The sequence below is a fragment of the Parabacteroides goldsteinii genome, assembly GCF_020091425.1.
GTDB lineage: Bacteria > Bacteroidota > Bacteroidia > Bacteroidales > Tannerellaceae > Parabacteroides > Parabacteroides goldsteinii.
Genome location: NZ_CP081906.1, coordinates 5,380,217 through 5,393,762 on the forward strand (window position 1 = coordinate 5,380,217; position 13,546 = coordinate 5,393,762).

Here is a 13,546-nt window from a genome sequence, read left to right on the forward strand (position 1 = left end):
AACAAGAAATATATGAAAATAAAAAGTCTATTTGGAATGCTTTTGTTCCTGTTCACAATGGGTTTTACAAGTTGTAGTGAAGATGATAAACAGGAATACTATTTGGAGCTTTCTCAAAACTCGTGCGAAGTAATACAGGGATACAGTATTTCCATTGATCTGACTGCTCATGAAAACACTACGTTGAATGTTGAAAACCCGGAGCTTATTGATGCCGCTTATATTTGGGAGCTTGACGACTATAAGGCTAAAATAGAAATTAAGGGTAAACAGAAAGGTGAAACAGATCTTGTCGTCACCGACCATGAAACGGGAGAATCAGCCACAATAAAGGTGAAAGTGACAGAATACCCGATGCCCCGTCTTGCCATAAAACAATCGAAAGGGAACATTTTCGATACGATGAATTTTTATCTCTATAATGAAGATTCGAAGTCAATTAATTCTAATAGTCTTTCTGTTGTATGCGATTCTATTGTTTGGACAGTAGATGAGATAAACAACAGTTTCAGAGTGTTTGAACACGAAGGGGTAGGTAACCGTCTGACTTTGGAATGGGGGCACTGTTTCAAGTATCCCGGTGAATATAAGACTAACCTGACTGCATGGAAAGACAACAAGGTTATCTTCCGTCATCAACTCGCCGTCACCATTACCGATGAGAAGGATTTTCTGGAATACAACTGGAAAGACATTACTAAAAACTCATCAGCATGGAGTACTTATGCAGATGTACTTAAAAGTAGTCCTAATTTGATGACCACATACGGCCTTTGCGGCACTGTCCCATATGCCGAAGTAAGGGTTTTTAACGGCAACATGACTCAAAGCTACCAACTTTACGACTATTTCTGCAAACTCTATTCAGTCCCCACATATGAAGATAATAGAGATAAGATGTGGCAACTGTATGACGAACTGTTCTCCGAACAAAAGGTATATCCTAGTGCTTACCCTGTTGCCATTTGGGTGACAGAACGTGTCAATATTGTTTTATTGCTGCTGGATGATAATACAGGATATTCCAATTATGTGGTTTATGCGGAACCAAACAGACAATGAAACCTACATTGAGGTGTGAATTAAAAGATCTTATTCATCCCCTTTTATACTTTATTAAAAAGAATCCCACCTCAATTCCCCCGGATTTGAATATCTTAGCGGAAAATCAGTTATCCTCTTAAAACCGATCGATTATGGATAGCCTGCAAAGATGGAAAACACAATACCGGTTTTACCGGACATTCTTCCTCAGTACATTAAAATTCAGTGTCCTGATCGGTTTTCTGTTTGCCTCTTTTAGCGCACTTCGATTCTATGTTAGCATGATCGACTCTATCAGACTATGGCTACAACTCATCCCTACGGTCGGACTGGGATTCGACTATATCTACAAGGAACTGACACGCAAAGAAGAATATTTTTTCTATTATAATCAGGGAATCGGCAAGTATCAACTCTGGATCGTTACGTTTATCGTCATGTTCATCTGCTGTAATCTACTGAATCAAATCATCGAGCTATGTACACAGGCCTTGAAATAGACAGCATACTTAAATCGTTCGGCGAACGGACCATACTGGCAGATGTTTACCTGAAATGTTGCCGGGGAGATATTATTGCCCTTTTCGGACGAAACGGGACAGGCAAATCAACCTTGCTGAATATCATCTTCGGCACCTTGAAAGCCGACCGGAAGTTTATCCGCATCGACGGAAAAGTCATAAAAGGGCCGGCTTTCCGCTCCGGACTGCTTGCCTATCTGCCACAGCATCCCTCCTTTCCCTCACATCTGAAAGTGTCACGGATAGCAGAACTTTGTATCGCTCCGGAAGACAGGAAACGCTTTTTCGCAGACCCAATACTATTTCGCATCCGGACCTCCCGTATCTGTGAAATATCAACCGGAGAACAACGTTACCTGGAAATCAAAACCACCCTTTTCAGTCCGGCCCCTTATATCCTGCTGGACGAACCTTTCAGCGGCGTCTCGCCCGTTGTTGCCGAACAGATACGCAAACTGATGACCGAAAGCGCCCAAAACCACGGAATCATTCTGACAGACCACAATTTCAGGGAAGTACACAAAATAGCGAACCGAATCACTCTGCTCGACGATTGTTACCTGAAAGAGATAAAAAACAGAGAAGAGTTAATACCTTATGGCTATTATCAGCCATAAAAAAGGGACACCCTTCCGGATATCCCCAACACTGAAAAACTTCATTTTATTCTATTCCATACTTTTGCATCGCATATCTACCCAAAACTTCCAGGTAGCTGAGACACTTTCTTGCTAACTTTTTCATAGCGCAATACTAATTATTTAAAACGATCTCTTTGCCTAAACATATTCTATAAATATGTTTTACAACACAAAAGTAGTGGTTATATAGATACGATATACTTCCCGGACCGGCTTTTAACATCATTTGCACAAAAGACCGGCCGGAGCGTTGAAGCGCCTTACCCGATAATGTATTTGGAGTAAGGCAGTTTGCTCAATAAATAGACAAACAGCCAGGTCGCTGCCAGCGTAAAGACAGCCGATACCGGAACGATTGCCGGAATAGGAATACCCAGCCAAAGCGTCAGTAAATAAGAAGGCCCTACAAAGAAATAATGTACGCAATAAACGCCGAACCCCAGTTTCGTCAGATTAGCCAACGCCCGGCAAATCAAAGGAGAAGTAATACGGACCTTCTGCATCAGAAGGAATATGGCCGCCGTCATCAGCATCGCATTCGGAGAACAATAAGTAAAAAACAGTTCCATGCCTTCCTCACTCACATTCGGGTCCGATGTCATATATCTGAACCCAATGAAAGTGGCCAGATAGCCAATCAGGAACAAAGGAACAACAACAGCCAGTGTTTTGCCGACCGACCAGTCATTTCCTTTCCCTAAATAATGCCCGAGCAATAAATACCCGTTAAAACCGGCAAAATAATAGAACAGGCCGTAAGCATTCCATGAACAAGTTCCGAAAAGATAATGAGAAACAAACTCCATCAGATAAGGAATAAACAACGAAGCTCCCCAAATATATAAGAACCAGCGTTTACCCTTTTCGGATGCTTTTTCCACCCAGGCAGAAAAGACAGGCATATAAAGATACAATCCGATTAAAGCATAAATATACCACATCGGCGTTGCGTAAACGGTAAAATTGAGCGGTATCATAGCGACATCTTTCAACCCGTCGGCCAAAGAAGCTGAAGGATTGGGTGCGTAAGGAAAAAAGTCTGTCACCAGTTCCGGACTCCCTCCTACCCATTGGATAAACCATGGAGCCAGATTAAACAGCACTGACCAGATCAGGAAAGGAAAAAAGACACGCGGAATACGTTTCTTATAAAAGACCGAAGCCTCCTGCTTCACCGGAAGCAACAAGAAACCTGTCATCATCACAAACAGAGGCACACAGGCCCTCAGCATTGATCCATAAGCCGATCCCCAGAAATTGAAATCAGGATTGGCACGCGACTCCGGAGAGGCATTAAAAGGGTCCGTACAATGGCAGGCAATCACCATCAGGATAGCAACGAAGCGAAGTGCGTCCAGCCAGACAATATGCGGACGGGCAGTAGTAGTTGTGTTATTCATAGTAAACGTATTTTTTAATAGGACGTAAAAGTAGAAAATAGTTCCGTACACTACAACATATTTATTTCATATATTATGATAACAAAATATCATATATTATGATACAACATTTTCATAATATATGCGACTATAATATCATAATATATGATACATATCTCAGACCGTTATATAGTAAAACCGAAATACAACCTATCCCCTCTTGTACTCGGAAGGAACAATCCCTGTCTGCTTAATAAAGGCACGGCGGAATGTACTCATGGAATGAAAACCGGAACGTTCGGCAATCTCCTGGATACTGGCAAGCGGCTCGGCATCCATCAGGCGCTTACTCTCCTCCACCCGGAACTGGTTTACATAATCGGAGAACGACATTCCCAATTCCTTATTAAACAATTGCGAAAGATAAGAACGACTGATAGGGAACACCCGTTGAAGATCAGTTAACCGGAGGTCATCATTCAGATAAGGTTTCTCCCGCTCGAACCAAGTATTCACCTCTTCTGCATAACGTTTGAAAAGGGCACCCCGCTGTTCCTCGTCATCATCATCCTCTTCCTCATCATTCGAAGGAAGATCCCACCCGTTCTTAAAGGAATGCTCAAGCCGGATATTTTTAAGGAATAAAGCCTTATAGAAGAAATAAAACCATACTACCAGCATAACAGACTTAATAACGACATAAAGAATCGTCCGGTCGGTCAGCAACAAAATAACATAAAGGAAATACAGGATAGACAACACGATCATTGTCCGCCTCAACCACTCTAGGTCATAGTTTTCAGGGTCCGACACATTTTCACTTAAATAAGCTGTATATTCATCGGCATATTTTATAACCAGATATATCGGCACAATCATATAAAAAAGAGTAAGCGCCAAGACCAATAGCCGCAGAAATACATCCAGATTAAAATGCGTAAAAACATCTTTTATCGAATAAAAAACATGAATCTCCCCACCCGATAAACGATAAGTAAGATACGATAAACCACCTACTATAACAGGCGAAAGAAAAACCGAAAAACGCCTTAAAGTAAGGAAACCGGGACGTAGCTTTTCAATCACATAACTAGCAAGGCAGGCTGTCACAAAACAGCTTGCAATAAGAACGTCGGGATGGAACGCTTCCTTTGCTTCATCCACATAAGAATTAACGGAAATTCTGATTACAGCCATCAAAGCCCACATAATCATACTCCATGCCAAAATAAGTCGTGCTCGGTTACCAAATGACCTCAATAGCATCATAATGCCTCCTAATACGCACAGGCCTATTATTTGCATACTCAATAAAAACTGTATTTTGTCCAGCATATTCTTCCCCTCGTTTTAGTATAAACAATTTGGTCCCTCAATTAGTTGATTTGCACTCTATTTAGACAATTTGACGCCCCTGGATTATTTGCACCATGCGTTTTTATACCATTTCATCGTGGTTTTATACCGTATGATCCCTCTCTTTCCTCAAACTGCCGGATATTTGCAATATGAAATTTGATACAAAAATAGCATAAAAGTATGAGAAATTTATTACTATTAATTACACTGATTTCGGGTTTGGCTGGTTGTTCGCACGAGAGCAATTTCTCAGCCATTGAGAGTATTAGCGCGAAAGAAAAGCCATTAAAAATTATTACACGTATTTTAACTACTAAATCGGCGAATTTCGTGCAGGAATTCAAAGAAGGTTCGGAAATAGGACTGCTGATTACACGCGAAAGCGACGGCGGACTTTATGACGAGGATAGTGATTATATAAATGTAAAAGCAGAAGCAAATTTAATTAGTAATAAAATCTCCTGGCGGCAAACGCCGGAAGTCACACTTAATTTTGACCCGGCCACCGTGTATGCCTATTATCCATATCAGTCGCAGATGAAGCTCGGAACAGCAAGCATTCCTGTGAAGCTGTCGCCCGATGCCACTCAAACCCGCGACTATATGTATGGCACACACGCTCTCGGCCAAAAAATAGTAAACAGCATCTCCCCGGTGGTCTTGCTGAATATGGAACATGCGCTGTCACTCATTTCTTTCCAGGTGAATCTGCCGGAAGGTGAAAATGAAAGTTATCAGCTAAGTGCCATAGAGATAGGAAATAAAGCCGGAGGAAGCGCCCTGATATGCAAAGGCATGATGGACATCAGAAACGGACGAATCACTAAAATAGCCGGTTGCAGCACCTCGACCCGTCTGAATTTGCCGGAACCGGTTACATTAGGTAAGGAATATTGCAAAACCCAACAGATCAGGGTGATTCCGACAACGGCCCCCATAGCGGAAGGAGACATCGAAGCTCTTTTCACAATCAACGGGAATTCATATAAGTACAAGATGCCTGCACAGACGATGTGGGAAAAAGGACATAAATACCTCTACAAATTAACTCTCAGCGGAGAGGCTCTTACATTGAAAGAGGTATCCGTTACCGACTGGATACAGGGTAACGGTGAAGATGCTACAAGCAGCATTATGTAAGTTTTATTTTATGTTTTGGTTATGGTTTAGAATCACTGGGTAACTGTATTTTGTTGCGATGCCGATGCACTGGTGCCCGGATGTACGGACGATTCGTCTGATAGAGCAGACAGTCCGGCATTGCAAGAAGAAATACAGTTACCGCCAAGGAAGGAAAGCAGTCTCCCTCACAACCCCGACATCCGGTTAAGAGGCCTAAAAAACAACCTTCCGACAGGATTCTATAAGTGTAAACGCCGTGGCAAGTTGTTCCATGCTTCTTGCCACCGGCCACTACACCGAAACAACCATCCGGGATACGGCAGCGGCCGGTCCTTTCCTAAAATGATTGAACGAACTAACTCGTGAGAGTTACGTATACATTTAATTAATACTAAAATAGTAGTAATGAAGCCGGCCCCGAATGCCGCGTCCTGCACTCAACAGGACACATATTCCCTCTCAACTTATCGCCGACAACACTCTTTTATTTGACTATAAACCTTGCCGGGGCCGGTTTCATTATGCTACTATTTTCTTTTCCTCAAAAATTCAATACGTATTATTTCATCAAATAGAATTATATTTTCCATATTTTCCCTACTTTTGTTTTCCAATGACTATTGTGAATACAACGGAAATAAATGATCGGGACTGAAATACATAACTTCTACACTTTATATACTAAATTCTACAGAAAATCCTTTCTGTTCACTAAATCCTATGTACATGACGAATGTATCGCCGAAGATATTGTATCGGACGTCCTGATTAAATTATGGGAAATATTGAAGGAAAAGGAGATAGAACATATTGAAGCCTTGCTATTGACAACATTAAAAAACAAATCGCTCGACCACCTGAAACATGAAGCTGTCAAAACAGAAGCACTTCGCACCTTGACGGATATGAGACAAAGGGAACTGGATATCCGCATCTCTACGTTGGAAGCATGTAATCCCGAAGACATATTCTCTACCGAAGTGCAGCAGATTGTCACAGCAACTTTAGCTCTTCTGCCAGAACAGACCCGGCGTGTCTTTGAAATGAGCCGCTTCGAAAACAAAACAAATAAAGAAATAGCCGAAGAACTCCAACTTACAGTTAAAGGCGTTGAGTATCATATCACAAAGGCTTTAAAGCCTCTGCGTGAAAATCTGAAGGATTACCTGCCGCTCTTCTATTTCTACTTTTTTTTTCAATAATTTCTCATACTCCACTAGGGTTATCACTCAATGAATCGTTTTAATAATAACGGGGCATGAAACACATCCCCACAAAAGTAAAGGAATGAACCAGGAATTATTAAATAAATATATCGCAGGTGATGCAACTCCGGAAGAAAAAGAAGAGGTTGCCCGCTGGTTGGATACCGACAAGAAAAACATGAAAGAGTTTCTTGCCCTGCGTAAACTATATGATATATCTATCTGGCAGCAGGAAGCGAATTCCACTATTCAGGAAAACAAAGCGACAGACAAGAAACAATGGACATTACGGACTATAGCCATTGAATTATCTAAAATAGCTGCCATTTTCATCATCGCTTTTACCGTCGTGTACTCATTTATTATAAATGAGGAAACAACAGACCCGGCTAATATGCAAACAATTTTTGTTCCGCCTGGACAACGGGCCGAGCTGACACTGACAGACGGAACAAAGGTCTGGCTAAATGCAAAGACTACTTTTAGTTTCCCCGACAGATTTACAGCCGACAGCCGCAACGTCATATTGGACGGAGAAGGTTATTTCGATGTTGCTAAAGATGCAGAAAAGCCTTTTACCGTAAAAACCGAGAAATATGATATCAGGGTATTAGGAACAGAATTCAATGTCACAGCATATTCCGCTTCTTCTAACTTTGAAACTTCTTTGCTAAAAGGCTCTGTCGAAGTTTCGTCGTCAGACACCCACACCACCGTCAGGTTGGAGCCCAACACCCGTACTTATATAGAAAACGGTAAGCTGAAAAAAGGAATAATAGAACACGACACTTATTTCTTATGGAAAGAAGGACTAATATGCTTCTATGATGAACCTGTAGGAAAAATGATAGAAAAACTTGAATTATACTATGATGTAAAGATTGATGTACAAAACAAGGAATTGCTCAGGAACCGTTACTCTGGAAAATTCCGTACCAAAGACGGTGTAGAGCATGTATTGAAAGTTCTTCAATTAAAGAATAAGTTTACCTATACGAAAGACAATGACTTGAATCTGATAATCATTAAATAATTAATCACAAAAACAGTTAGCCTATGAGATAAAAGACATGAACAAACAAAAACCGGAAAGTGCTCCAACACTTTCCGGCCAAGAGTAAGTCAATACCCGACTTCTTTCCTTAAATATCTAAGTATTAACTAACACAGTTTACAAAAGTATGAAAAATATTTTGTACAGGGGCTCTTTTGTCCCGCTTAAACCACAATTTAAACACATATTTCGTATTATGAAACTAGCCTTTATGTGCCTCTTTGTATTTGTTTCCGGACTATTTGCAACGGAAGCCTCCTCACAGACTGCGAGAGTTTCCATTGTTGCCAATAGTATCTCTACAAAAGATCTTATCCGGGAAATAGAGAAACAGACAGAGTATCTGTTTGTATATAATAAAAATGAAGTTGACCTGAATCAAACAGTAACGATCAATGCAGACAACAAAACGGTAGCAGAGATCCTAAACAAGACGTTCGGTAATACCGATATCGTCTATGCAATGGAGGGCAGCAACATTATGCTGATGAAGAAAGAATCAAAAGCAGAGGTTCAGGCTTCACAGCAAAAAGAAAAAACAGTTAACGGCATAATTACCGACGAGAACGGTGAAGCAATTATCGGAGCAAACGTATCTGTAAAAGGAACCACTATCGGAACAATTACCGATGTAGATGGTAACTTCTCTTTAAGCATACCTGAAAACTCTTTATTGCAGATATCATATATCGGTTATCTTACCCAAGAAATAGCTGTAGGAAATAAGAGTTCTTTTTCGATCAAACTGCTTGAGGATACGCAAAAGATCGAAGAGGTCGTAGTAGTAGGATACGGTGTCCAGAAAAAGCAGACGGTAACAGCATCCGCTTCTACTGTAAAGGTGAAGAGCCTGGAGTCATTGCCTTCTACCAACTTATCATCTTCGCTGGGCGGACGTGTCAGTGGTTTGCTGGTACAACAAAGTAGTGGTGAAGCGGGTTATGAGAATCCTAAAATCATTATCCGCGGTTCAAGTTCTCCTACGTCGTCAGATCCGCTGATCGTTGTGGACGGAATAGTCGGACGTAGCATGAGTCAGCTCGACCCCAGCGAGATAGAAAGTATGACGGTCCTGAAAGATGCATCTGCTGTTGCTCCTTACGGTGCACGCGGAGCCAACGGGGTTATCCTGATTACCACCAAACGCGGGAATACCGGAAAAACATCTGTCAATTATAGCTTCAAAGGTGGCTTTGGAGTCCCGACGCGCATGCCGAAAATAGCCAGTTCTTACGATCATGCACGCCTTATGAATGATGCATGGCGCAACAAAGAAATGAGCATGGGCAATGATCCGGGTATGTATGGTGTATATACGGAAGACGAATTGCAAAAGTTCAGAGACGGCTCAGATCCTTACGGATACCCGAACACCAACTGGACCAAAGAAGTCCTGCTGCCCAGAGCATGGCAACAACAACACAGCCTGACAGCCAGCGGTGGAAATTCGAGCGTAAAATATTTCGTAGGATTCGGTTTTGTAAATCAGGACGCCCTATATGGAGATACACGTACTAATACACCTTCTACTGATTTCAAACGTTATAATATCCGTGCCAATATAGACGCCAATATCATTGACAAATGGCTTACCTTATCGGCAGACATGGCATACAGACAGGAAGATAGAAATACAATTGCAGAAAGTACCTCTTTTATCTTCTCTAATATGTATCGTAATCCACAGACAGACCCGGGGCGGTTCCCTGACGGCAAACTGGGAAAGGTGTCGTTAGGATACAACCCGATCGGATTGGTTACAGACGGCGGTTATAGCCATGACAGGAAAAGCATCCTGAACACACGCTTTGTTCTTGACTTAAAAATACCCGGTGTAGAAGGATTAAATGTAAAAGGTATCTTCGCCTACGACAAGGACTTCGACAAAACAAAAACATGGACAAGCCCCGTCAATTTCTATATCTGGAACAAGATACTGGGTGAATACGACGGTAGCTCGCCTAACAAAGAAGGAGCCGACCTGAAAGAATCATTTGAACAAAACCAGTCTTATACCTTTGAGGCACAAGCCAGTTATAACAAAACGATTGCAAAAGATCACCAGTTAGGTGCCTTATTCGTATTCACGACATCACAGGGACAGGGAGATGACTTCTGGGCTGCCCGGTATAAATATCAAATATCATCTATCCATCAACTATTTGCGGGACCCGACAAAGATAAAGACAACAGCGGCAAGGCCAAGGAAGATGCAAAAGTTGGATCCGTGTTCCGTCTGACCTATAACTATAAAGAAAAGTATATGCTCGAAGCAAACGGACGTATAGACGGTTCAGAGAAATTTCCTAAAGCCAAACGATATGGTTTCTTCCCATCCGTATCTGCAGCCTGGAGAATATCATCGGAACCTTTTATGGAACCGGTAGAACACATTGTCAACAACCTGAAGATAAGAACATCGTGGGGTAAAGCCGGCACAGACAATATCGGGCGATTCAGATATATGTCTGCTTATGGAACCGGAGATAATGCTGTGTTCGGCGGTCAGTCGCCCGAAATTGCCATAGGATATACGGAAAACAGATTCCCGAACCCCAACATTACCTGGGAAACTTCAGAAATGTTCAATGTGGGTGTGGATGCTTCCTTCTTCAACAGTAAACTGACATTGGAAGCCGACTATTTCTATAAAATTACCCGCGACATCTTACGTGAACGTACTGATATGCCGGGAATCTTAGGCTACAAACTACCGGCAGCCAATGTAGGTACGGTTGATAACCGCGGGATTGACATGAATCTTTCTCACCGAAATACGGTAGGCGAATTCAATTACTCGGTAACAGGAAACCTGACATGGGCCAGAAATAAGGTTATAGACCTGCTGGAACCCGCCGGACAGAAAAATAACCCTAACACAAGAATAACAGGACGTCCGATGAACCAGCAATTCGGTTATGAGGCTTTAGGATTATTCCAGTCCGACGAAGAAGCAGATAACTCTCCGCAACCACAATTCGGTAAAGCAAAAGCAGGAGATATCAAATACAAAGACCAGAACGGTGATGGTATTATTGATGCAGAAGATAAGGTGGCTATCGGAAGAAGCAAATTCCCCGAACTGGTATTCGGTCTAAATCTGAACGGTGAATACAAAGGTTTTGATATCCAGTTATTCTTTCAGGGAGCAGGGCTTACAACTTATGGTTACACCGGATTTCTGGCACATCCCTATTCAGAAGGTAAAGGTAGTACGTTGTTCGAACATCATATAAACAATACCTGGACACCGGAGAATAGAGATGCAGAGTTTCCACGCCTGTATTATGGCGGCAATCCCAATAACAACTATACTTCATCTTTCTGGCAACGAGACGGTTCTTACCTGCGCCTGAAAAACATTGAAATAGGATATGACTTCAAAAAGTATCTCCTGAAGAATGTAGCTATGATCCAGGGATTGAGACTGTTTGCCAGTGCACAGAACCTGTTTACAATCTCTGCCATCAAATACATGGACCCTGAGTTACGTACCGACAACGCAACAGATGCCGGTATGGATGGTTCGGCATATCCTCAGATGAAGAATTATACACTTGGAGTAAATATTACCTTCTAATAATAAAATTACCACAGTATGAAAAATATAAAATTATCACTTTTATTCCTGCTGGCATTCCTGTCGTATGGCTGTAACAGCATATTGGATAAAACTCCTTTGGATGAGATTGGAGATGATGCATTCTGGGCAGACCCGATATTAGTCGATTATTATGTAAATAATCTATATTCAATAATCTATTTGGACACACGTCTGGAGCAAGAAAACAGAACAGACAACTCCGTTTCGGCTCAAAGAGATAAGTTTCGTGCCAGTACTTACTTGTTTAATTATAATCTGGTGAGTGCCACCGATCCGAACGATAACATCTGGAACGATCACTACGAGAAAATCCGTAAGTGTAACCGTTTTCTCGAAAGAATAGGAGAGTCTAGTATTGAAGAAGATGAAAAAAATGTATTGACAGGACAAGTCCATTTCCTGCGGGCCATGTTTTACTTCGACCTTGTTAAACGGTATGGCGGAGTAGTACTTCTTGATAAAGTACTTACGATGGAAGATAACTGGGAAATTCCACGTAGCTCAGAAAAAGAAAGTTATGACTTTATCATTGCCGACCTGAATAAAGCGATCGAACTACTTCCGAACACGTGGAGCGGCAAAGACAAGGGAAGAGCAACTAAAGGTGCAGCCCTGGCTTTAAAATCGAGAGCAGAACTATATGACAAACGATATGCCGATGCCATTAAGAGTTGCGAAGCTGTCAGACAACTGGATTATGAATTGATACCCGGCACAACACCCGAAGATTATCGTTCCATCTGGTGGATAACGAATAAGGATAATAAGGAAATCATATTCGACCTACAATTCAAAAGCCCGGACGTATATAATAATATGATGGTTTTCAATCTGGTTTGCTATATAAATAATCCCTATGGAGACAGAGGTTGGGGCGGCATCGGACCGACACAGGATTTGGTAGACGAGTTTGAATTGAAAGACGGAACACCTGCTCCCGCATTCTCACAAAAAGATAACGGAGAAGTGTTTGATGTCAATACCTCCAAAATATATGAAAACCGAGAACCAAGATTTTACGCTAATATAGTCTTCCACGGATCGGAAATATTTTTCAAAGGAGATAAAGGCCCCGTTACGGTAGATCATTACTTAATGGATACCCCCGACAAAGGCGATGCTTCACAAACCGGTTATAACGTATGGAAATGGATCGATTATGACAATTATAATTATCCATATGCAGGTGCTTCGGGCAAAGATCATAGTACGAACTGGATCATGATCCGTTACGCCGAAGTTATTTTGAATGAAGCAGAAGCCCGTGTAGAGACTAATGACATACAAGGTGCCTTAAAAGCCGTAAACGAAATTCGGGCACGCGTCGGGTTACCTGCCTATACAGAAACAAATCAGGAAAAACTCCGTCAGCTGATCCGGAAAGAACGCCGTCTGGAACTTGCCTTTGAGGATCATCGATTCTACGATGTTCGCCGATGGAGAATCGGTGCACAGACACAAGGTAAACTTCATGGACTCAAATTCGTTTCACCAACTGAATTTACTGTTGAGACAGTCGACACCAGAAGTTGGGACGATCGCCTTTATCTCCATCCTATTCCTTATGAGGAGATTATCAGAGTGAGTGCCATCAAACAAAATACTGGTTACTAAGCA

The 13,546-nt window shown here is 41.8% G+C and carries 10 protein-coding genes; 8 read left to right on the plus strand and 2 right to left on the minus strand.

The features are described 5' to 3' along the window. The first annotated feature begins 12 nt into the window (after positions 1–12). The 3 genes from K6V26_RS22465 (at position 13) to K6V26_RS22475 (ending at position 2,182) form a co-directional block, all read left to right on the plus strand. Positions 13–1,062: a hypothetical protein gene (locus K6V26_RS22465; protein ID WP_224263919.1), complete on the plus strand. Its 1,050-nt coding sequence runs from the start codon at positions 13–15 to the stop codon at positions 1,060–1,062. A 134-nt stretch (positions 1,063–1,196) separates the two neighbouring features. Beyond that, positions 1,197–1,544: a hypothetical protein gene (locus K6V26_RS22470; protein ID WP_046145841.1), complete on the plus strand. Its 348-nt coding sequence runs from the start codon at positions 1,197–1,199 to the stop codon at positions 1,542–1,544. Next, the gene (locus tag K6V26_RS22475; protein WP_010801209.1) at positions 1,523–2,182 is read left to right on the plus strand and encodes an ATP-binding cassette domain-containing protein; all 660 of its coding nucleotides are present in this window, start codon (positions 1,523–1,525) and stop codon (positions 2,180–2,182) included. Before K6V26_RS22470 ends, K6V26_RS22475 begins: the two co-directional genes overlap by 22 nt. Before the next feature lie 284 nt (positions 2,183–2,466). Here K6V26_RS22475 and K6V26_RS22480 read toward each other — a convergent pair whose 3' ends face one another. Both K6V26_RS22480 and K6V26_RS22485 read right to left on the minus strand, forming a co-directional pair. Beyond that, the gene (locus K6V26_RS22480; protein ID WP_044245301.1) at positions 2,467–3,606 is read right to left on the minus strand and encodes an acyltransferase; all 1,140 of its coding nucleotides are present in this window, start codon (positions 3,604–3,606) and stop codon (positions 2,467–2,469) included. A gap of 189 nt (positions 3,607–3,795) precedes the next feature. After that, the gene (locus K6V26_RS22485) at positions 3,796–4,920 is read right to left on the minus strand and encodes an AraC family transcriptional regulator (protein ID WP_010801207.1); all 1,125 of its coding nucleotides are present in this window, start codon (positions 4,918–4,920) and stop codon (positions 3,796–3,798) included. 204 nt (positions 4,921–5,124) lie between these two features. Here K6V26_RS22485 and K6V26_RS22490 point away from each other — a divergent pair, with 204 nt between their 5' ends. From K6V26_RS22490 to K6V26_RS22510, 5 genes are all read left to right on the plus strand, one after another. Next, positions 5,125–6,084, plus strand: coding sequence for a fimbrillin family protein (locus K6V26_RS22490; RefSeq protein WP_224263921.1), 960 nt, complete (start codon positions 5,125–5,127; stop codon positions 6,082–6,084). 623 nt (positions 6,085–6,707) lie between these two features. After that, positions 6,708–7,268, plus strand: coding sequence for an RNA polymerase sigma-70 factor (locus tag K6V26_RS22495; protein ID WP_207214391.1), 561 nt, complete (start codon positions 6,708–6,710; stop codon positions 7,266–7,268). 85 nt (positions 7,269–7,353) lie between these two features. Continuing rightward, the gene (locus tag K6V26_RS22500; protein WP_046145845.1) at positions 7,354–8,304 is read left to right on the plus strand and encodes a FecR domain-containing protein; all 951 of its coding nucleotides are present in this window, start codon (positions 7,354–7,356) and stop codon (positions 8,302–8,304) included. Positions 8,305–8,452: 148 nt separating this feature from the next. Next, positions 8,453–11,905, plus strand: coding sequence for a TonB-dependent receptor (locus tag K6V26_RS22505; RefSeq protein WP_195436952.1), 3,453 nt, complete (start codon positions 8,453–8,455; stop codon positions 11,903–11,905). 18 nt (positions 11,906–11,923) lie between these two features. Then, positions 11,924–13,543: a RagB/SusD family nutrient uptake outer membrane protein gene (locus K6V26_RS22510; RefSeq protein WP_046145847.1), complete on the plus strand. Its 1,620-nt coding sequence runs from the start codon at positions 11,924–11,926 to the stop codon at positions 13,541–13,543. Positions 13,544–13,546: the final 3 nt, after the last annotated feature.

Excerpts from the sequence above, each read along its gene's own strand:
- K6V26_RS22465 (WP_224263919.1), top strand. The coding sequence starts at position 13 with ATGAAAATAAAAAGTCTATTTGGAATGCTTTTGTTCCTGTTCACAATG.
- K6V26_RS22470 (WP_046145841.1), top strand. The coding sequence starts at position 1,197 with ATGGATAGCCTGCAAAGATGGAAAACACAATACCGGTTTTACCGGACA.
- K6V26_RS22475 (WP_010801209.1), top strand. The coding sequence starts at position 1,523 with ATGTACACAGGCCTTGAAATAGACAGCATACTTAAATCGTTCGGCGAA.
- K6V26_RS22480 (WP_044245301.1), bottom strand. The coding sequence starts at position 3,606 with ATGAATAACACAACTACTACTGCCCGTCCGCATATTGTCTGGCTGGAC.
- K6V26_RS22485 (WP_010801207.1), bottom strand. The coding sequence starts at position 4,920 with ATGCTGGACAAAATACAGTTTTTATTGAGTATGCAAATAATAGGCCTG.
- K6V26_RS22490 (WP_224263921.1), top strand. The coding sequence starts at position 5,125 with ATGAGAAATTTATTACTATTAATTACACTGATTTCGGGTTTGGCTGGT.
- K6V26_RS22495 (WP_207214391.1), top strand. The coding sequence starts at position 6,708 with ATGATCGGGACTGAAATACATAACTTCTACACTTTATATACTAAATTC.
- K6V26_RS22500 (WP_046145845.1), top strand. The coding sequence starts at position 7,354 with ATGAACCAGGAATTATTAAATAAATATATCGCAGGTGATGCAACTCCG.
- K6V26_RS22505 (WP_195436952.1), top strand. The coding sequence starts at position 8,453 with ATGAAAAATATTTTGTACAGGGGCTCTTTTGTCCCGCTTAAACCACAA.
- K6V26_RS22510 (WP_046145847.1), top strand. The coding sequence starts at position 11,924 with ATGAAAAATATAAAATTATCACTTTTATTCCTGCTGGCATTCCTGTCG.